The organism is Massilia sp. Root133 (genome assembly GCF_001426525.1).
GTDB lineage: Bacteria > Pseudomonadota > Gammaproteobacteria > Burkholderiales > Burkholderiaceae_D > Telluria > Telluria orientalis.
Map to the genome: position 1 here is coordinate 201,900 of NZ_LMEW01000031.1, position 20,323 is coordinate 222,222.

The 20,323-nt window shown below is 70.6% G+C and carries 17 protein-coding genes; 6 read left to right on the top strand and 11 right to left on the bottom strand.

The window, feature by feature from the left end; all coding sequences use genetic code 11:
* Positions 1–12 precede the first annotated feature (12 nt).
* Together ASD28_RS18980 and ASD28_RS18985 are read left to right on the top strand one after the other, a co-directional pair.
* The gene (locus ASD28_RS18980) at positions 13–1,980 is read left to right on the top strand and encodes a hypothetical protein (protein WP_056131551.1); all 1,968 of its coding nucleotides are present in this window, start codon (positions 13–15) and stop codon (positions 1,978–1,980) included.
* The gene (locus tag ASD28_RS18985; protein WP_056132492.1) at positions 1,977–4,178 is read left to right on the top strand and encodes a bifunctional serine/threonine-protein kinase/formylglycine-generating enzyme family protein; all 2,202 of its coding nucleotides are present in this window, start codon (positions 1,977–1,979) and stop codon (positions 4,176–4,178) included. Before ASD28_RS18980 ends, ASD28_RS18985 begins: the two co-directional genes overlap by 4 nt.
* A 187-nt stretch (positions 4,179–4,365) precedes the next feature.
* Here the strand turns inward: ASD28_RS18985 and ASD28_RS18990 are convergent, their stop codons facing one another.
* The 3 genes from ASD28_RS18990 to ASD28_RS19000 form a co-directional block, all read right to left on the bottom strand.
* Positions 4,366–5,844 (bottom strand): FHA domain-containing protein, encoded by a 1,479-nt coding sequence (locus ASD28_RS18990; protein WP_056131554.1) that lies wholly within the window; start codon positions 5,842–5,844, stop codon positions 4,366–4,368.
* A 134-nt stretch (positions 5,845–5,978) separates the two neighbouring features.
* Positions 5,979–6,938: a PP2C family serine/threonine-protein phosphatase gene (locus tag ASD28_RS18995; RefSeq protein ID WP_056131557.1), complete on the bottom strand. Its 960-nt coding sequence runs from the start codon at positions 6,936–6,938 to the stop codon at positions 5,979–5,981.
* Positions 6,939–6,978: 40 nt separating this feature from the next.
* On the bottom strand, positions 6,979–8,232 hold the full coding sequence (locus ASD28_RS19000; protein WP_056131560.1) for an MFS transporter: 1,254 nt from the start codon (positions 8,230–8,232) through the stop codon (positions 6,979–6,981).
* Between the two features lie 107 nt (positions 8,233–8,339).
* On the opposite strand from ASD28_RS19000, the gene ASD28_RS19005 reads away from it, so the two are divergent.
* Positions 8,340–8,810 (top strand): GNAT family N-acetyltransferase, encoded by a 471-nt coding sequence (locus ASD28_RS19005; protein ID WP_056131563.1) that lies wholly within the window; start codon positions 8,340–8,342, stop codon positions 8,808–8,810.
* Here the strand turns inward: ASD28_RS19005 and ASD28_RS19010 are convergent.
* Genes ASD28_RS19010 through ASD28_RS19025 form a run of 4 tightly spaced genes read right to left on the bottom strand, consistent with a single transcriptional unit; the run spans position 8,784 to position 13,954 of the window.
* Positions 8,784–9,197, bottom strand: a complete 414-nt coding sequence (locus tag ASD28_RS19010) for an SH3 domain-containing protein (protein WP_056131566.1) — start codon at positions 9,195–9,197, stop codon at positions 8,784–8,786. The genes ASD28_RS19005 and ASD28_RS19010 overlap by 27 nt on opposite strands.
* 7 nt (positions 9,198–9,204) lie before the next feature.
* Complete coding sequence (locus ASD28_RS19015) at positions 9,205–10,737, bottom strand: hypothetical protein (protein ID WP_056131569.1); 1,533 nt, start codon at positions 10,735–10,737, stop codon at positions 9,205–9,207.
* Entirely contained in the window at positions 10,707–13,022 is a 2,316-nt protein-coding gene (locus tag ASD28_RS19020; RefSeq protein ID WP_056131570.1) for an FtsW/RodA/SpoVE family cell cycle protein, read from the bottom strand. Before ASD28_RS19020 ends, ASD28_RS19015 begins: the two co-directional genes overlap by 31 nt.
* A complete protein-coding gene (locus ASD28_RS19025) occupies positions 13,019–13,954 on the bottom strand; it encodes a hypothetical protein (protein WP_056131573.1) in 936 nt (311 codons plus the stop codon). Before ASD28_RS19025 ends, ASD28_RS19020 begins: the two co-directional genes overlap by 4 nt.
* A 111-nt stretch (positions 13,955–14,065) precedes the next feature.
* On the opposite strand from ASD28_RS19025, the gene ASD28_RS31935 reads away from it, so the two are divergent.
* Positions 14,066–14,215 (top strand): hypothetical protein, encoded by a 150-nt coding sequence (locus tag ASD28_RS31935; protein ID WP_156403792.1) that lies wholly within the window; start codon positions 14,066–14,068, stop codon positions 14,213–14,215.
* Between the two features lie 206 nt (positions 14,216–14,421).
* Here ASD28_RS31935 and ASD28_RS31940 read toward each other — a convergent pair whose 3' ends face one another.
* Positions 14,422–14,922: a glycine zipper domain-containing protein gene (locus ASD28_RS31940; RefSeq protein WP_056131576.1), complete on the bottom strand. Its 501-nt coding sequence runs from the start codon at positions 14,920–14,922 to the stop codon at positions 14,422–14,424.
* Positions 14,923–15,128: 206 nt separating this feature from the next.
* On the opposite strand from ASD28_RS31940, the gene ASD28_RS19035 reads away from it, so the two are divergent.
* The gene (locus ASD28_RS19035) at positions 15,129–16,271 is read left to right on the top strand and encodes a metallophosphoesterase (protein WP_056131579.1); all 1,143 of its coding nucleotides are present in this window, start codon (positions 15,129–15,131) and stop codon (positions 16,269–16,271) included.
* A gap of 81 nt (positions 16,272–16,352) precedes the next feature.
* Positions 16,353–17,798 carry a M20/M25/M40 family metallo-hydrolase gene (locus tag ASD28_RS19040; protein WP_056131581.1) on the top strand — a complete coding sequence of 482 codons (1,446 nt, stop codon included), beginning with the start codon at positions 16,353–16,355 and terminating at the stop codon, positions 17,796–17,798.
* Positions 17,799–17,842: 44 nt separating this feature from the next.
* Here the strand turns inward: ASD28_RS19040 and ASD28_RS19045 are convergent, their stop codons facing one another.
* From ASD28_RS19045 to ASD28_RS19055, 3 genes are all read right to left on the bottom strand, one after another.
* Positions 17,843–18,187, bottom strand: coding sequence for a DUF1566 domain-containing protein (locus ASD28_RS19045; RefSeq protein ID WP_229412127.1), 345 nt, complete (start codon positions 18,185–18,187; stop codon positions 17,843–17,845).
* Between the two features lie 186 nt (positions 18,188–18,373).
* Entirely contained in the window at positions 18,374–19,045 is a 672-nt protein-coding gene (locus ASD28_RS19050) for an SOS response-associated peptidase (protein ID WP_056131587.1), read from the bottom strand.
* An 82-nt stretch (positions 19,046–19,127) separates the two neighbouring features.
* Entirely contained in the window at positions 19,128–20,156 is a 1,029-nt protein-coding gene (locus ASD28_RS19055; protein WP_160409823.1) for an acyltransferase, read from the bottom strand.
* Positions 20,157–20,323: the final 167 nt, after the last annotated feature.

Here is a 20,323-nt window from a genome sequence, read left to right on the forward strand (position 1 = left end):
AAGGAGTCGACGATGTTGCGGATGTTTGGATTGGGTGGGGCAAAGTGCCCGCGCTGTTCTCGAGGGACGAGCGCGGCGGACGGCTATTGCACCGCCTGCGGCCTGATGCTCGGCACGCCGCGCAACGAGCCGGTGCTGGTGGAGAACCGCTGGGTGCCCGGCCCGGACGAATTGGCCGTGTTCTTCGGCGTGCGCGCGCTGTCCGGCGTATTCGTCAAGACCTTGCGCGTGCCCGCCACGGCGCGTGCCTACATCCTGCAGGGCGACCAGGCCACGGAAGTGCCGCAGGGCGAGTACGAGATCGAAGGCTTCTTTACGCGCCTGAACCACCTGCTGCGCGACCAGCATGCGGAGATCCTCGTCACGAGGAGCAGCGCGCTGCCGGTCGAATTCGAGCTGGATGGCCTGGTCAGCGCCGAACATCTCGAGGTGTCCGCGCGGCTGGCGCTGTCCGTGCGGATCGAGAGCGTGCCCGCGTTCGCGCGCCATTTTATGACGATGCCCGGCACCGTGAAGGCCGACCACCTGCGCGAACTGCTGCTGCAGCCGGTGCGCCAGCTGGCGGGCGAATTCGTCGCCGCCCGTTCGCTGCGCGAGATGGCGGGCCAGCGCGAACTGCGGCCGGAACTGGACCAGCACCTGCAGGGCGGCCTCGCCACCCTGCTCGCCGATTACGGCCTCGCCATCGTCCGGGTGGAGACGCTGGCGCTGCGCCACGACCGCTTCGACGCCAACCGCGCCCGCATCGGCAGCCTGTGGCTGGCCGTGGACGAGCAGCGGGTGAAGGTCGAGCATGCGCGCCAGTTGGACGAACTGTATTCGGACGACGAGTGGCGCCGCATCGCGCGCGAGGAAAGCCAGGCGCGCCTGGCGCACCGGCGTGCGGAACTGCGCCAGGGCGCGGGCATCGAGCGCGCGGAGATGAGTTTGCAGAACGCCGAGCGCGCGCAGGCGATCCGCGCCCGAGAAATCGAGCTGTATGGCCGCATCGTCGAGTCCCGTTCGCGCAAGCACGCGATCGAACGGGGCGCCCAGGACCTCGTCGCGGAACTGGAACACGAACTGGCGCAGAAACGCGGCGCGCGCGCGGACCAGGAAACGGAATGGGCCCATTTGCGCGAACTGGCCGCCGTGCACATGCGCGAAGAGGTCGCCCTCGCGCGCCAGGACGCGGCGCAGGCGCGCACGGTCGCCGCGCAGCGCTTCGCGCACCAGTTGCTGCAGCAGCAGATCCGCAACAAGATCGAGCAGGCGCGCGGCATCGAGGACGCGGCGCGCCAGCGCGCGGAACTGGCACGGCTGCACGCGGTAGAGGAAGACGCGGCGCGGCGCGCGCGCGAGATCGAGGCGCAAGAACATGCGCTGCGGCTGCGGGCGGCGGAGCGCGAGGAGTCGATCGAGGTGGAAGCCGTGCGCCAGCGCGTGGAAGCGCTGCGCCGCGACGGGACGCAGGCCGACGCGTTGGCCCAGCACGAAAAACTGCTGCGCACGATCGAGGCCGATGCGGCGCTGCAGCGGGTGGCGCTGGATGGCGAGGAGTGCCGGGCCGTGCTGCAGGCCGAGATGCTCGCGGCCGAGCGCGCGCACGAGCTGCGCCGCATGGAGACGCTGGGCGCCGTGGACGACACGACGAAACTGGTCGTGGCCGGCGCGACCAATGCCGCGCTGCTGGCGGACGTGCTGAAGGCGCGCACGCAGGCCGGCATGAGCGCGGAGCAGCTGGCGGCGCTGACGTCGTCGCGCCTCGCGGATGAACAGGTCGAACGCGAGCGCGCGCGGCGCAACGACGAACTGGAACGCGAACGGCGCCACCAGCTGGAACTGCTGGCGCTGCAGAACGACGTCAACAAGACGGCGCTGGCCACGCAGGCGCAACTGGGCGGCGCGCTGATCGCGGGGGCAATCTGCCGTCATGCGGGCGCCCAGCCCGGCGACCGGTTCTGCGGTACGTGCGGCGCGCCGCTGCCGGCGCGGGGATGATGCAGACGGCGATCGACAAGCTGCGCGAACTGCGCGCGCTGCACGAAGACGGCCTGTTGAGCCGCCAGGAATTCGACAGCCGCAAGAACGCGATCCTCGACGCGGCGTATCCAGCCGACGCGCCGGTCGACTTGCCGGTGCGCGCCGGCACCGAGATCGGCCTGATGGCCACGCAGGAAGTGGGGCCGGTGAACCGCCGCTACCGGCTCGAGCGCCTGATCGCGCAGGGCGGCATGGGCGAGGTGTGGCAGGCGACGGACCTCGCCACGCATGCGGAACTGGGCCACAGCGCCCAGGTCGCGCTGAAGATCCTGCCGCCCCGGCTCACGGAAAACTCGCTGCACGCGAAGCTCTTGATCGAGGAAGCGGCACGTGCGCGCCAATTGGCGCACCAGCACATCGTGCGCGTCTACGACTGGGCCCAGGACCCGGCGACCGGCAGCTATTTCATCATCATGGAGTGCCTGGACGGCGAGGACCTCGACGCGCTGCTGGCGCGCGTGGGCCGGCTCGACCTGGCGCGCGCGCTCGACGTGCTGGCGCCCGTGGCCGCCGCGCTGGATTACGCGTGGGAGCGGCACCACCTCGTCCACCGCGACATCAAGCCCGCCAACGTGTTCCTCGCGCGCGGCGGCGACGTCAAGCTGCTCGACTTCGGCATCGCGGCGCGCGCCCGCGCGGGCGGCCTCGCGCTGGAAGCACCGGCCAGCTCGGGCACGGCGGGCTATCGCGCGCCGGAAGCCAGCGGCGCCGGCGGCGCGCCGGCGCGCGGGCTGGATGTGTATGCCGTCGCTGTCATGCTGTATCAAATGCTGACGGGGTCCTTGCCCGTCGGCGCCGATCCGGCCAGGCCGGCGGCATTCAACGATGCGCAGTGGGCCGTGCTGCGCGCCGGCTTTGCGCAGGACCCGGACGAGCGTCCGGCGAGTGTGACGGATCTGCTCGCGCGCTTGCACGCGGCGCCGGTCGTCGACGAGGCGGCGCAGGCGGCGCAGGCGGCGCAGGCCGCGGCGGACGCCATCGACAAGGAGCGCGCCGCACGCGAACTGGCGGCGCGCAAGCTGGCGCAGGCCCAGGCGGAAGCCGCGGCAAAAGCGCAGCTCGACCGCCAGCGCCGCGAACAGGAACGGGCCGCGAAACAGGCGGCGGAAGCGGCGCGTGCGGCGCGCAAGGAAGCGCTGCGCCAGCAGTTGCTGGAACGGCGTGCGGCGGAAGCGGAAAAGGCGAGACTGGAGCGCGAGGAAGCGCAGCGCAAGCTCGTGCAGGCCAGGGCGGCCGCGGCGTACATCGCGGAACAGAAGCGCGCCCGGCTCGAAGAGGCGGCGCGTGCCCAGGCCGTGCTGACGCAACTGATGCCCACGCCGGCCAGCCCCGTCGCCGACACGGAAGGGGTGCTGCGCGACCGCTTCCTCGGCGGCGACGCCAGGGGGCCGGAACTGGTGCTGCTGCCGACGGGCCGCTTCCAGATGGGCTCTCCCGAGCACGAACGGAAGGTCGCGATGGAAGCCGGCTCGCAGCCGGCCTGGCTGGCGCGCGAGCTGCCGCAGCACTGGGTCGGCATCGAGAAGCCGATCGCGATGGGCCGTTATCCCGTGACGGTCGGCGAGTGGCGCGTGTTCGTGGCAAGCACCGGCTGGCGGCCGAGCGGGGAAACCGACTGGGACGCACCGGGCTTCGCGCAGACCGACCGCCATCCCGTCGTCGGCGTAAACTGGTTCGACGCGATCCGCTACGTGCGCTGGCTGTCCGAAGCGACCGGTAAGTCGTACCGGCTGCCGAGCGAGGCGGAATGGGAATACGCGTGCCGCGCCGGGACGAAGACGGCGTTCTCGTTCGGCGACAGGATCACGACCGACCAGGCGAACTACGACGGCAATTTCACGTACAACGGCGGCCCGCGCGGCGAGTACCGGCGCGGCACGACGCCGGTCGGCATGTTCGCCGCCAATCCCTGGGGCCTGTTCGATATGCACGGCAACGTGTGGGAATGGGTGCAGGATGTCGTCCACGACAATTACCATGGCGCGCCGCTCGACGGCGGCGCGTGGGAGGAGGACGGCGACCAGGCCCGCCGCATCCTGCGCGGCGGCTCCTGGCTGTACAACCCGCGCTACCTGCGCTCGGCGCTACGCAACGGCTTTTCGGCCGCGCTGTCGAACGACATTGTCGGTTTTCGTATCGTACGCGACCTGATGTAGCCAACACGATACGCGGCGGAAATTCGCTGTGTCTCTACCTTGAGCGCATAATGAATCGCACTCTGCAAACGAGGAGGCGATCATGCGAATTCCCAAGGATATCCAGATCCCGTTCATTGTCCTGTCGCTGGAAGCCGTGCTGCTGACCGGCGCGGCGTTGATCTTCCTGATCCTGCGGCCGGGCTGATCAGGCGTCCAGCAGGCGTGCGTGCGCGCGCCGGCGGTCGCCCGTGCGTTCGGCATGGTCTTCGGGACGCGGGCTGGCCGCGAAGCGCACGCGGCCCGTGAACCGGGCGAGGCGGTCCAGCACCGTGGCCGGGCCGATGGCGGTTTCCTGGCCACTGGCCGGGTCGACGTGCCAGAAGCCGCCGTCGCGGTGGAACAGGACCGGCATGCCCGCCGCGCGCGGCAGGGCGCCGGCCCCCTGCGCCGCCGGCTCGGGCACGACGCCGGGCGCCAGCAGCACGAAGCACTCGGACGCACCGCCGGCATCCACGCGGTGCAGGGTCAGCGCATGCGCGTGCAGCGCGGTCACGACGAACGTCACCACGCCGCGTATGCTGGCCGTCAATTCGATGCGCATCCCGAGGCGCAGGGGGACGGGCACGTGCTTGCCCGGCCAGGCGCCGTCCAGCAACAGGCCGTAGCGCGACACGTCCTCGATCTCGAACCCGCCGCGCGCGGGGCGGATGACGGCGTGGCGCGCGGACAGCCGGCGCGTGAGGCCATCCCGTTCGGGCCCGTTCCCGTCATGGTGTTCCAGCAGCAGGTCGGCCTCGGCGCCGACGGTGTCGAAGCGGCCCAGCACGCATTCGTCCAGCGCGAACAGCCGCACGTGGCGCTGGGCGCCGGCGTCCGGTTCCGCGTACACGAGGCAGCCGACGCTCGCCGGGCACGGATGCGCCGCGCGCTCGGCGGGCAGGTCGATCTCGATCAGGTCTTCGTCCCACGCGATGGTCGGCAGGCCGACGGCCACTTTGCCGCCGGCATTCCCATCGAGGTTCAGCTGGGCGATGGAGGCGTTGCGGGCCTCGATGTCGATGTCCATCGCGCCGCCGCCGGCCAGGCCTTGTACCCGGGCGATGGCGGCATCGTCGGCGCTGATGCGCACGTTCTTGTGCGTGGACAGATAGGTCTGGTGGATCTCGCCCAGCGACGCGTCCGGGCGCGGCACGAGCAGCACGAGCGTCGCGACCCATGTGCGCGCCGGGTGGCGCGCATGGATTTCCAGGTCGACGCGGTACTGGCCATGTTCCCGTCCGCGCGACGAGAATTCCACGAACACGGGCCGCCAGTCGCCGCGCAAGGTGCGCGAAAACTGCAACTGGCCGGCGCCCATCGGCAACAGCTTCGATTCGAGCAGCAGCGTCAGTTGCGCCGGCGCGTCGTCCGGCATGCCCCGCAGTTCCAGCTTGATCGCCTGGCGGCCGCCGGCCGCGCGCGGGTCGAAGCCGCTCACGTGCAGGTGCGGCCGGGGTGGCGACGCCTGGATCGGCGCCGGTATCCGCGCCGGTCCTGCGGCGCGTACGCGTTTCAGCATCTCGAAACTCGAGCCGAGCACATCGACCGCGCCGGCGGGCTGGCGGTGGCCGTGCGCGCACTGCGCCTCGCCCGGGGCGACCCAGACGGTGCAATGCGGGTGATCGGGACTGCTGCAACGCTTCATGGGCGGTTATCGGTTCGGCAGATGTGGGCTGTGGACGGGTCGTCGGACCTCAGCTTACGCGATTGTAGCGTAGCGCGGCGCGCGGATTTCATGGTTGAGCAAGACTTTTTTCCAAGATGCACTATTTACCACAGTCATGCCCCCGGCAATGCGGTCTCGTCGCGCGCCGCGCCAGGGACGCGCACGAGGATGGCGCTGACGTTGTCCGGATAAAAGAATGCGGCCGGATGGGCGTCGTAGGCCGCCATCAGCGCGCGCAGCATCGCGGCGGCGTCGGCGGTGCCGGCCAGCAGTTGCGGCCATTGTCCGGCCCAGCCGACCGGGTCCGAGCACGACCACAGGCCGTCCGTCGCCAGCAGGTAGGAGGCGCCGGGACGCAGCGCGAGCGGACGACGGTCGGCCAGCCCGGACAGCCAGGACGGCAGGTTCAGCGGCGATAGTTCGTACAGCGGGTCGTTCAGCCGCGTCGGGTCGGCGAACGCGTTCCCGAGCAGGAAGGCCTGGGCGATCTGCGGCCGGTGTTCGCCATGGACCTGGCGCCACCAGTCGGCTTCGCCCAGCAGGCCTGCCATCGCATAGGCGGTGGCGGGGACGTGGTCGACCGTCAGCGGCGCCGCGCGTGCCGGCGTGATCTCGTACAGGCGCGAATCGCCCACGTGGTACAGCAGCGGCGTGTCGTCCGCGCGCAGTTCCAGCAGCGTGAGCGTCGTGCCGGGACGGGGGCCGGGCACGTCGGCGAAATGGCGCTGCAGGTCGGCGTGCAGCGCGTCCAGGCGGCGCGCCAGCTCGGCGCCGGTGGCGCACGGCGGCAGCGCGAGCAGGCCGGCGACGACGGCTTCCGCGGCTTCGCGGCCGTGGCCATGGCCGCCCATGCCGTCCAGCACGGCCAGTCGCGCGTGGCCGCGACGCCAGCCGGGGAGTGTCCGGCGCTGCACGGCCTGGTCCTGCAGCCAGGCGGCGTCGCCGTCCGTGTCGATCAGGAGCAGGTTGTCCTGGTTTTCCGCGCGCCGGCGCGGCCCGGCGCCCAGGCGCGAGCACGCCGCAACGTCCAGGGGGCCGAAGCGCAGCCCGGCAATGAAGGGAGAAATTGGCATCCTTTACTCTAACCGCAAATGCCAGAAGACCAAGCTTCGATTAGATGGGGTTTTGCCGTCCACCCGTCAGCAACACGGCCGCGTTGACGAGCACGCACGCGCCGGCCGCCGCCATCGCGAACCGCACGCCGCAGGCGTCGGCCATGCGGCCCCAGAACAGGCTGCCGAGCGTGTAGCCGCCCGCCATCACGACGAGATAGATGGCCAGCGTGCGCGCCCGCACGTCCGCCGGGAACGACAGCTGGGCGGCCGCGTTCAGGGTCGACACGACGGCCGACCAGGCCATGCCGCCGACCACGATCAGCGGGATGAGCAGCGCCAGCGTATGCAGGAAGGGCAGGATGGCCAGCATCGTGCCGTACACGGCCAGCGCGGCGGCCAGGATCCTGGTCTTGTCGACGCGCGCGCGGATCGCGGGCAGGCAGAATGCGGCCAGCACGGCGCCGGCGCCCAGGCTGCCCATCAGGGTGCCGAACACGCTGGCGTCCATCCGGAGGACGTCGCGCACGAACACGGGCAGCAGGCCCGCGAAGGCGATGGTGGCGAAGAACACGGTGGCCACGTTGCGCAGGATGCGCCGGTAGCGCGGGCAGCCGAACGCCGTTCGCACGCCTTCGCGCAGGCGCGCGCCATAGCCCGCGCAGGGCTTCACGTGCGAGCGGTCGGCGCGCCACCAGGCGCGGTAGATGGCGAGCAGGCCCACGAACGAGATCGCGTTGAGGAGGAACAGCGGACCGGGGCCGATCCATTTGAACAGGACCCCGCCCAGCGCCGGGCCGATGATCGCGGCCGTGTTGTACGACAGGTTGTTGAGGGTCGCGGCGGCTTCCACTTCGTCCGGCTCGACGAGCCCGGACATCGCCGCCTGCCACGCGGGCCACATGAACGCGGAGCCGCAGCCGAGGCAGAACAGCACCATCAGCACGACGGCGTGCGGCGCATGGCCGGAGGCGACGAGGGCGGCCAGCGTGCACGCGCAGCCGGCCATGAACAGGTTGCAGAAGAACAGGAATTGCGGGCGGTGCACGGCATCCGCGACGACGCCCGCGAACAGCGCGAACAGGAAGATCGGGATGTACGTGCACGTCTGCACGAGCGTCGTCGTGGACGCCGAGTGCGAGCTGGACGCGATCAGCCAGGCCGCCGCGAACGTCTGGATCCACGTGCCGAGATTGGAGACCAGGTTGGCGCACCACAGGTGCCGGTAGCGCGCATGGCGCAGCGGTTGCGTCAGCGGGACCTTGCGCCGGCCTTGCGTACCCGTCTGCGCCGGGGTGAAGCTGGATGTCGTCATCGGGCCAGTCTAAGTGCGCGGCCCGGCCGGGTCAACGCGGCAGGGGATGCCCGCGTGGTTTTCCCAACGTGACGTTTCGACAAGGCTGCCGTGTTATCTTGTGACGCATGCAAATACGCCTACTGGAACCCGCCGACATCCCGGCCGCCGCCGCGGTCCTGCGCCGTGCCGCCGAGACGTTCTTCCTGCACGAATCCGCGCCGGAGGACGCCGCCGGCTTCCTCGCCCAGCACGACGCCGCGGGCCTGCGCCGCAACCTGGACGCCGGCTTCGTCTACCACGTGGCCGTCGTCGACGGCGTGCTGGCCGGCTTCATCGGTGTGCGCGGCGGCACGCACGTGTTCCACCTGTTCGTCGACGCCGCATACCAGCGGCGCGGCATCGCGCGGGCGTTGTGGGACGCGGGACGCGCGGCGGCGCTCGGGCCCGGGCACCCGGGTTTCTTTACCGTGAATGCGTCGAATTTCGCCGTGCCCTTCTACGCGTCGCTCGGCTTCGAACGCACGGCGCCCATGCAGGTCGACAAGGTGCGCTACAACCCGATGCGCCTGTCAATGCCGCTCGTCGGTGCGGCGTAGCCACAGGCTGCTCGCCCAGCCTTCCACGCCGCCTTCCACGCGCACGCGCCACCAGTCGCCGTCCGTCGCCCCCGTCGCGCTGACGACCGTCCCCGCGCGCAGCACGCGCATGCGGGCGGCACCCACGCCGCGGTCCTCGCGCAGGTTCAGGTCGTCGACGACCAGGTAGCGGGCGCCGGCGGCCGGGCCGGCTGCCACGGCCACGGCCACGGGTTCCGGCGCGGCCGGCAGGAGCGTGGAGAACAGCAGGCCGACACCGAGCGTGCCGCCGGCGACGACGGCCAGCGCCCGCAGGTTCGGCCGGCGCCACCATCCGCGCGGCGTGCACCACGCGGCCAGCACGAGCGTCGCCGCCAGCGCGCCGGCCCACACGAGCCACGAAGCCATGGCCGCCTCACGCATCGAAGCGCAGCACGTAATGGCCCGCGACTAGGTGGTGCCCGGCCGGCAGGCGGTACGGCTGCTCCGGCGTCGCGGTGTCGATCGCGGCGACGAATGCCAGCTTGTCATCGAGGTGGTACAAGGCCTGCGTGGGCGACAGGCGCGCGATCCGCCAGCCGTCCGGTCCCGCTTCGAAGCTGAACGCGTCGCGCGACAGGCCCAGGCGGTCGGCGCTCGACGGCGGCGTGCCGGCGGCATGCTTCAGGAAGGCCGGCGAATCCAGTACGCGCAGCGCCGCGAGCATGGGTGCGCCCCGGCCGAACGTGAAGCGCGCGCCGGGCGCCACCGGCAGCGCCGGCGGCTGCGGCAGCACGAGCAGGGCGCAGTAGCGGTCGGCCAGTGCGGGGGCGCAGGCGGCCAGTTCCACGCGCGTGCCGTCGAGGGGGCTGAACGCGGCCGGCACGGCGATCCGTTCGCGGCCGGCCTGCGTGATCGCCTGCAGCTGGTCCTGGTCGTCGACGGCGAAGCCGATGACCGTGTCCGACGGTTGCGTCGACGGGACGAACGCGCGGTTCAGGTTGATCTCGAGCGCCTGCGCGCCCGTTTCGCGATAGCGCGACAGCCGCGGCAGCGCCAGCGCGGCCAGCGTGACGCGCTGGCGCGACACGGGGGCGTACGTGGCGTCGACGGTTGGCGGTGCCGGGGCGCGCGCCACCGGCACCGCGGTCAGTTCGGGGTCGGGGACGGCACGCGGTTTCCACACGGCGGGGCGGGCCGACGCAGGTTTGACCGGCGCCGGCGCGCGGGCCGTCGCGTTCGGCGTCACCCGCAGCAGCAGGCGCAACGCGGCGCCGGTGGCGTCGACGGCGCCGCGGCGCGACTTGATCGTCCAGTAGCCGGCGGCCGCGTCGTAGCCGCAGTCGAAGGCGTCCTTCGGCCGCACCTGCACTTCGAGCGGAGAGTCCGGTCCGTCGTTGATGAGGAGGACGGCGCCTTCCGCGCCGAACGGCCAGCCCGGCGCGGTGTACGTCGCTTCGTGCGCGTCGTGGCCGATCAGGGTCAGTCTCTGGTTCGGGTAGATGGGGCAGACGGTCTTCCACACGGCGCTGTCGCGCGATACGCTGACGGTGTACTGCACGGCCTCGCCCGGCGCGGGCAGGTAGACGGCATGGCCGAACTTCACTTCGACCTCGCCCGGCTCCAGGCGGTCGGCGCCGACGACGTGGTAACGGACGTCGTCGCCCTGCAGCAGGTCGCCGAAATCCTTGCGGTGCAGCGCGGACAGCGACTCGGCGAGGTCGCGCACGCGGGCGCCGCGCGTGAGGTGGCGGTCGTCGTCGACCTCTTCCTGCGGCAGCACCAGCGTGATGTGGGAAAAGCAGCGCGTCGCGGCGCGTCCGCGCTGTTCGCGCGGCGAGCGTTCCAGCAGGTCGCGCAGCAGCGGACGGCGCGCGAACAGCGCCAGCCCGGGCGCCTGCCAGATGGCATGGGCGTCGAAGACGTCGTTGATCTTGCCTAGGGCTTCATGTTGGACGTAGACCGGCATGATTCGTTCTCCTCTAAAGTTTGGCTGCTGGCGGCAGCGGCACCTAGCAGGGGGCAGATGAAAAACAGCAGGTGCGAGCCGCCCGCCGACAGGAAGCTCATCGGCTGGCCCATCACCGGGAAGATCGCGAGGTTGGTGCCCCACGAGAGCAGGAAGTGGCCGAACGCCAACGCGGCGCCGCCGGCCAGGAAGAAGCAGCGCAGGCGGGCGAGCCACGCCACGCGGAAGTCGCGCGCGTTCGCCCCCGCCAGCCAGCAGCGCAGGGCAAGGCGCAGCAGCGCGGCGAGGAACAGCGCCTGCAGCAGCCACAGGCCGACGGCGGCCGCGAGCCCGTGGCGCGCGAGGTAGAACGACGCGGCGAAATCGTCCTGCACGGCGGGAATGCGCAGCGCGAAGCCCGGATCGCGGCCCAGCACCGTGACGCCGAACGCGCCGTCGGCGCCCACCCAGCCGCCCTGCGCGATGGCGCGGGCGCCCAGCAGCAACTGTTGTCCCGTGTGCGGATGCGTGCCGGGATCGAGCCAGACGAGGAAGCGGTCCGCATAGAAATCCCAGCGCGCGATGCCGTCGGCGCCCGCGCCGCGCAGCAGGGCCACCGTCGCGACGGCCGCCAGCGCGACGCACGCGAGCGCCAGCGCGGTGCCGCGGCGGCGCGTGGCCAGCGCCTGCGCCAGCATCATCGTGCCGCCCCACAGCGCGAGCAGCACCAGCGGAGAATAGTCGTCGACCTGCACGAGCGCGACGCCCAGCAGCAGCATGAACAGCAGCGCGGGCGCCCCGACCCGAAGGGCACGCCGCCATGCGCCGCCCGGTGCGGGACCGTCCGCGCAGGCGAGCGCCAGGCAGTGCGCGGCCAGCGCGGCCAGCGCCAGCTTGGCGAATTCCACGGGCTGCAGGTCGAACACGCCGGTCTCGTCGCCGTACGCGACCTGCAGCAGCAGCGCGAGCAGCGCGACGCCGGTCAGCAGCAACAGCGCCAGTTCGATGCGCGCCTGCGGCAGCGGCCGCGCCGGGCGCACGACGCTTGCCAATGTCGCGGCGCCGGCGCCCAGCGCGAGCAGCGCCGTGGTCTTGTGGAAGTGGCGCAGCCAGGCGGTGTCCGGCGCGCCGAGGCCCAGGTCCAGCTGGGCGAGCAGGCCCACGGCCAGCAGCGGCAGCGCGGCGGCGAGGACCGGTTCGAGCCGTCGCGGCGCCAGCAGCGCGAACGCGAGCGCAGCCCAGGCCACGAGCAGGCCGAGGCCAGGGCCCGCCGGCGTGCCGGTGCGCTGCAGCCAGAACAGGACGGCGCCGCTGCCGGCCAGCAGCAGCGGGAAGCCGACCGCCGCACCCGCGCGCAAACGGTTGGCCGGGTTCAGAACGAGGGCCGTCAGCGCGCCCGTCAGGGCCAGGCCGAGGACGGCCAGCAGCGGCAGCGCGGCGTGTGGCGGCAGATCCCATGGGCCGCGCCGCGTCCACGTCCATGCGACGCCGGCCGGCAGGCGCTTCTGCGTGTCGGCATACAGGGCGACGTGGCCGTTGGGGTGCAGCCGCAGCACGTCGCCGCCTGGGGCGAGCAGCAGGCGCGTGCGGCCCGCGACGAGCGTCTGCCCGGCCGCCAGCCGCAGCGGCCGGCCGGCCAGCAATGCCGCGCCGCGGTCGTCTTCCAGCAGCAGCGGCACGGCGGGTGCGGCGCCCAGCAGGAAACCGTCGTCGTTGCGCGCGATGCCGGCGGCGTGCAGGGGCAAGCCTGCGATCGCGATGCGGTTGCCGCAATCGAGGTTGCCGCCGAAGACGAGCGGGCGGCCGAACGCCAGCGCGCGCGGGACGATCCGGTTCCACGCGTCCGCGAAGCGCGCGTCGGGACAAGCCTTTTGCGGCTTGCCGTCGCGGCGCAGCAGGGCGCCGTCGTAGCGCCAGCGGATGGCGCCGGCCGCCAGGTCGACGGCGTCCCCGCCGGCCGCGTCGACGCGCATGCGCAGCACGCCCAACTGGAATTGCTGGCCGGGCTTCAGGACGACGCTGCCGCTGCGGCGCTGGCGGTTGCCGTCCTGGACGCGCAGCGGGGCACCCGTGCCGTCGTCCGCCGCCCACCACGTGCCATTCCGGTTGCGCCCCAGCCGCAGGCGGCCCGTATCCGCCGCGGGGGCGCCGAGCATGGCGTGGTCGACGTCGAGCGCCGCGCCCGGCGCCAACGTCAGTGCGACCTGCGCGGGCAGCCACGCGGCCGGCGCGCGCAGCAGCGCGAGCATCTGCAGCGCGCACAGGGCGGCGAGCAGCGCGCCGGCGGCAAGGCGGGTGCGGCTCATGCCGCGCTCCGCAGCGGGTCCGCGCCGGCCGCGGCGCGCGCGATCAGGCGGCTGATTTCCAGCGCATGGCGCGGCCGCGCTTCCGGACGCGCCGCCAGCAGCGCGCGCAGCAGCGCCACGGGCGCGTCTCCACCGTGGCCGGCGAACAGCGCGGCCTCGTCCGGCGCGAGGATCGCGGGTGCGCGCAGTGCCGCCGCGCCTGCCGTGCCCCGGGCCCGGTAGGCATCCGCGCAGGCGGCGCAAAAGCGCAGCGGGATGCCGGCGACGAGCCAGTAGAGCAGGGCGCCCAGTGCAAAATAGTCGCTGCGCGCGTCGGTCCGGTAGCGGCCGGCGTCATCGGGAAAGAATTGTTCCGGCGCCTGCCACGCCGCGGTGCCGGCATACGAATGCGCGGCGCTGTCCTGCAGGGGGCGATTGGTGCCGAAGTCCGCGAGCTTGAGCGTGCCGGTGTGCGCATCGACGAGCAGGTTGGCCGGCTTCAGATCCAGGTAGCGCCAGCCGTATTGGTGGACCTTCGCCAGCGCGGCATTCACCTGCGCCGTCCACGCAAGGGCCTGCCCGATGCGGGGGCCGTCGCCGCGGCTGCGCAACGTCGCCACGTGGGCGGCGAGGTCGCCGTCCAGCAGTTCGAGCGCGAGCGCGGGCTGGCCCTCGTGTTCGCCGCTGTCGAGCAGGCGCACGATGTGGCGCTGGTCCCATGGCTGCAGGCCGCGCAGGAAGGCGATCTCGGCGTCGAAGCACGCGCGCCAGACGACCTGCTGGGGCGGCAACGCAAGGTCCATCTGCGCGCGGTTGACGAGTTTCACCGCGGCCGGCGTGCCGTCCAGCACGGACGCCGCGCGCCACACCTGGCCGTAGCTGGACCCGCCCAGCGGCGCCTGCAGGCGCCAGGCGCCCGCCGTCAACGTGATGATGTCGCCTGCCTCGACCATGTAGCCTCCCGAACGGGCGGCCGGTGCCGCCTCGGCGGGGAATAGCAGGGGGACGGAGAAAACACGTCAGAGTCGACAAGATTGTAGTGCTAACAACTTGTCGAGGCAGCCTTGTCCAAAGCCACGTTCAGCACCCCGGTGTTCGCCGTCTTCGTCGTCGGTACCGTGCTCGTCGTCGCGCCGCACGTGCCGCCGGGGATCTTCGGCATCGCGTCGACGTCCGGGGTGGGGATCCGCGTTGCGGGCGATCCATTCCCGTAGCCGAGCCAGGTCGTCTGGCGACAACTGCACCGCCAACAGCATGGCGAACCAGTCGTCGAACGTCAGGCCGCATCGTCACTCCTCATGAGTTAACTCGACGATGCGTCTGACCTCTGCAACGAATCTCAGTTCACACAAATAGCGCGAACACAGCCAATAAAAAACCGCGCACGAGGCGCGGTTCTCAAAGTTGGCTGTTGCTGCGATCAGCGGTGCCAGCCACGGTCATGGCCGCGGTCCCAGCCGCCGCGGTCGCGGTCGTAGCCGCCGCGGTCGCGGTCCCAGCCGCGATGGCCGCCGCGGTCGTGGTCGTAGCCGCGGCCCCGTTCGACGACGACGACGTCCGGGCGCGCGTTGTAGTAATAGCGGGGCGATTCCACATATACCGGACGCGACTCGACGTAGGCCGGTGCCGCCTGGTAATAGCCGCCGGAATAGCCGCCGGAATAGCCGTTCGAATAGCCACCCGAGTAGGCGTAGCCGCGGTTGCGGTAGTAATAGTCGTCGTTGGTGCGGACCGAATTGCCGACCGCGGCGCCGATGGCACCCCCGACAAGCGCGCCGTCGCGACCGCCCACGCTGCCGCCGATGGCGGCGCCGGCCAGTGCGCCCACGACCGTGTTCACACCCCGATCGCCAGCCATTGCCGAGGTGGACACGGCAGCTGCGGCCAGGAGCATGGCACCAATGCATTTTTTCTTCAACATGGTTAGTTCCTTGCGCCTCAACGGGGATCGGGATGATCGCAACTACGCCGGGCATGCAATCATCATAGATACATCCGTGTATGCTGCCACGCGTTAATACAGATTATTACATCTGCTTCCGCCCCGGTAACATCGGTTACAGGCAGGCCTTGCAGTCGGCGCATGCCGCCCCATCTTGGAAGCGTCACCGACTGTACGAACCTACCATGGCGCGCCGGCGTTCTTTCGTTTCCATTCTTGCCATCCTCCTGCTGTTGCACGCCTACATCGGCCTGCGGCTGTTGCCTGCGCTGGACGCCGGTGTCATCGGCATGCTGGCGGGGGCCGTGCTGCTCGCCCTGTCGGCCGCGCTCGTACGTATCGGCCTCGTCGCACCGAGCCTGCGCCGCACGCGCTGGACCGAACCGCTCACGTGGGCCGGGCTGCTCGCGATGGGTCTGTTTTCCTCGCTGTTCGTGCTGACCCTGCTGCGCGACCTCTTGCTGGTGGCCCTCGCGCTGGGCGGCGCCGGCGGGCCCGGCTTCACCCACGACAGCGCCGTCGCGGTGCCGCTGCTCGCACTGGCCATCACGTGCATCGGGTTCGTCAACGCCCGCCGCGTGGCGCGCGTCGTCAAGGTCGAGGTGCCGATCGACGGCCTGCCGGAAGACCTGCACGGGTATTCGATCGCGCAGATTTCCGACATCCACGTGGGCCCGACCATCCGCCGGCCGTATCTGAACGCCATCGTCACGAAGGTCAACGCACTCAGGCCGGATGCCATCGCCATCACGGGCGACCTCGTCGACGGCAGCGTGCAGCGCCTGGCCATGCACACGGAACCGCTGGCGCGCCTGTCCGCGCCGGACGGTGCGTTCTTCGTCACCGGCAACCATGAATACTATTCCGGCGCCGAGCAATGGATCGCGGAAGTGCGCCGCCTGGGCCTGCGCGTGTTGCTGAACGAGCACGTGATCCGGCGCCGCGGCGGGGCCAAGCTCATGATTGCCGGCGTCACGGATTACACGGCGCAGCATTTCAATCCCGCCCACAAGAGCGACCCGCACCTCGCCGCCGCGGGCGCGCCGGACGACGTGGCCGTGCGCATCCTGCTGGCCCACCAGCCGCGTACGGCGCCGGCCGCGGCCGACGCCGGCTTCGACCTGCAATTGTCCGGCCATACCCATGGCGGCCAGTTCTTCCCGTGGAATTTGTTCGTGCCGCTGCAGCAACCATTCGTCGCCGGTCTGAACCGCGTGCGCTCCCTGTGGGTGTACACGAGCCGCGGCACCGGGTATTGGGGGCCCCCGAAACGCTTCGGCGCGCCGTCCGAGATCACGCTCGTGCGCCTGGTGCCAGGCCGCGTGTGATTGACTACGCCAATATATTTCCCCAAAAACAAGCGGATGCGTTATCGTTTTGGTTTTTCCCCCGACCAAAGGATTGCAAGCATGAATCGCCTCCGTCTCCCCGCCTTGAGCCTGCTCGCCGCCTGCCTGCTGGGCACTACCGCGAACGCCGCCACTCCCGGTAATGACCCGGCCGCGCTCGCCAAGGTGCGCGATACGGCCTTGCAAAGCGATTACGCGTACCAGCGGCTGGAAGACCTGACGGACCTGGTCGGCCCGCGCCTGTCGGGTTCGCCCGGCGCCGCCGCCGCCGTGACGCAGGTCGCCGACGAGCTGCGCAAGCTGGGCGCCAAGGTCACGCTGCAGCCGATCAAGGTGCCGCACTGGGTGCGCGGCGAGGAGAAGGCGGCGCTCGTGGACTACCAGGGCCGTCCGGCGGGCGTGACGCAAAAAATCGTGCTGACCGCGCTGGGCGGATCGGGCGCGACCCCGGCCGCCGGCATCACGGCGCCGGTGATCGTCGTGCGCACGTTCGAGGAACTGAAGGCGCGCGCGGCCGAAGTGAAGGGCCGCATCGTCCTGTTCGACGTGCCGTTCGACCAGAACATGGCCGACCGCGGCCTGGCAGGCACCGCGTATGGCCAGGCCGTCGCGTTCCGCGGGGCCGGCCCGCGCATGGCGGCCGAGATGGGCGCCGCGGCGGCCCTCGTGCGCGCCGTCGGCGGTGCCGCTTACCGCATCCCGCACACGGGCGCCACGCTCCTCAAGGACGATGCGCGCATCCCGGCGGCGGCGGTCACGATCGAAGACTCGCTGCTGATCGCGCGCCTGTCGAAGCGCGGCCCCGTCACGATGCACCTGACCCTGACGCCGCAGATCCTGCCGGACGCCGACAGCTACAACGTGATCGCCGACTGGCCGGGCACGGACAAGGCCGACGAGATCGTGATCGTGTCGGGCCACCTGGATTCGTGGGACCTCGCCACCGGCGCCAACGACGATGCGTCCGGTGTCGTCAGCGCGATGGAAGTGATCAACACGCTGCGCAAGCTGGATTACCGGCCGCGCCGCACGATCCGCGTCGTCGCCTGGATGAACGAGGAGAACGGCGGCCGCGGCGGGCACACGTATGACGCCGTCAACAAGAAGCTCGCCGAGAAGCATGTCGCGGCGTACGAGGACGACGGCGGCTCGGGCCGTCCGTTCGGCCTGCACGCGGGCATCGGCGTGGCCGGCGCGAAGCTGCTGGCGCCGCTGCAGGCTGCCCTGTATCCGATGGGCGCGGGCGCATTCCGCCGCGACGACGTCGTCGGTGCCGGCGACCTGCACGACCTGGAAGATTCGGGCGTGCCGACTTTCGAACCGTGGATCGATTCGTCCGATTACTTCAATTATCACCATACCCCCGCCGATACCTTCGATAAGGTGAATCCGGAAAACCTGCGCCGCCACGCCGCCGTCATGGCGACGACGGCCTGGTTCCTGGCCAACATGGATCAGCCCATCGGCCGCTCCAACGTCTTCACCGAGGCGAAGACGACGAAGTAAAAGCAGCAGCGCTGCGGCAGGCGGCGCACCGCCTGCCGTGGCCGTCATCCGGCGTCGATGCGCCGGATCGCGCGGGCATGCCCGCGGAACGGACGGCCATACACGGTCTGGATGCCGCTGGCAAAATTCTGCCCCCAGACCAGTTGCGGCCGTGTGTCGTGGGACTCGTTCGACCAGTACCAGACGCGGTCGAAGCCTTCGCGCAGGTTGGCGAACAGCAGGGCGAGTTCGCGCCGTGTCGGCAGCTCGCCTTGCTGTGCGGCAGCCCATTCGCGCGCGGCAGGCCAGCTGACGTCGGACGCTTCGTCCGGCAACAGCACCAGGTGGTAGTCGGACTCGCCGTTCTTGCCGAGTATCAGGCCGGCATAGGCTTCGCCTTCCTTCAACATTTCTTGGATCCTCAGGTAGTCACCCATTGCGCAACCCTTTCGTCATGTCTTGCGGTCTCGTATGACCATCGATCGCCGCGCTTGGTTGCGACATTCGATACGACCTAGCTCATAACGGCGTTTGCAATAGCGGTTCTCAGCTTTCGTTGCGAAGCTGGCCGAGGCAATGAATGACTGTGGGACAGGTTAGTCGTCCAGCGGCCGGACGATCTCCGGCCCGTCGGCGCCGGCCCGGTTGACGGCCGTGCTGACCTTGTACCATTCGAAGGCATCCGCGGGCACGGCCGCATGGCGCGCCAGTTCGATGGCCTGCTGGGGCGACAGGCCCGGATCGAGCCAGAGTTTCGCGTCTTCCGCCTCCAGCACGACGGGGCGGCGGTCGTGGATGTCCAGCATGCCGCCGGAGGCGTCGTCCGTGACGATGACGAAACCCGCCTCGGCGCGGTTCTCCTCGAACGGGCCGAAATTGGCGACGGCCAGCATGAACAGCGGGGCGTGGTCCTTGCGGTGGATGTGCCAGGGCTGCTTGTGGCCTTTTTCTCCCGTCCACTCGTACCAGCCCTCGGCGGGCACGATGCCGCGCCCGTTCTTGACGAGCCGCGACCAGTAGCGGTTGGCCAGCTTTTCCAGCCGGGCGTTGATGACGATGGGCACCTTGCCTTCAGCCCATTTCGCGCGGTAACTCCAGAACACGTCGTCCACGCGCTGCTCGCCGTCCTGCACGTGCATGACGGGGCGGTAGGTGCCGGGCGCCGCATTCGTCGTTGGTCTCGACTCGCTGTCGAACACGGCGTCGGTCCAGCCGATCAGGTTGGCGTAATGGCGCGCGGTCTGGCTTTGGTCAAATCGTCCACACATGGGACGATGGTAGCGCAGATGGGCGACGACGGTCGTCCGTTAGCGCGCCGTGCCGGCCAGTCCGTACGTGGTGCTTCCGGATTCATGCGACCAGGCGGCGCGTGGGCGCGAACCGCCACAACAAGCCCGTCAGCGCCAGCGACAGCGCGAAGACGAGGGCGACGACGATGATGTCCCAGCCGGGGATGGCGCGCAGCGGCGCATCCGGGCCGGCAAGCAGGTCGACGAACAGGAAGTGCGACGCATAAATCCCCAGCACCAGCGGACCGAGCCCGGCGAGGCGGGAACAGCGCAGCGGCGCCGGATCGGACAGGGCCAGCATTGTCATGCCCAATCCATAGAAATAGGTGCCGAGCACGAAATCCTGTGCCATGTTCGTACCCCAATGTGCATGCAGCCAGGCGACCTCGGCCAGCTGGAGGGCCAGTCCGCCCAGCGCCAGCGCGGGACCGAGCCGGCGCCATGCGGGCCGCGGGCCCAGGCGCTGCAGACGGACGCCGGTGACGAACATGATCAGGCTGAAGCACGGCCCGTTGCGCATGTTGACGGGCGTGTGGAAGCCGATGGGCGTATCGGCGTACGCCTTGCCGGCGAGGCCGGCCGCGTACAGCGCCAGCGCCAGCACGAGCAGGGTGCGCTCCCGCCCGCGCGCGAGCAGGGCGCCGGTGACGAGTGCTGCCAGTGCAAGTGCTGGCAGGAACCACAGATGGGCCTTGGTGCCTTGCAGTAGCAGGGTGGGCAGGCCGGGCAGGGGGCGCGTGGCGGCCGCCCAGCCCACCGCCGCGACCGTGATGAGGAAATAAATCGCGGACCAGGCGGCGAACAGCACGAGGATGCGCCGGGCGAGCGCGACGCCGGCCGTCCGGCATGCGGCACGGTCCCGGCAGCGGCCGGCCCAGAAATAGCCGGACAACATGAAGAACAGCGGCACGGCGAAGCGTTCCAGCTGGTCGCATACCGTGCGGGCGTCGAAGCGCAGTCCGACCGCGTCGAGGCCTGCGCGCGGCGCGGTGTGCAGCGCGATGACGGCGGCGATCGCCAGGACCCGGAAGACGTCGACGGACTGGATGCGCGTCGCGGCCGGCCGGCTGCCCTGTTGTTTCTGCATCATCGTGGTCGGCATTTTTTCGACGATTTTGCCAAAAAAGCGTGAACAATTCCTTCTCGGCAATATCACGGCACTCAAATTTGCTAAACTTATGTTTATTTCCACCGCGCAATTTCGCGCGCCTTTCCCGGGACTTGTGCCAGTCTCGACAGTGTTGCACGTCCAGCCCA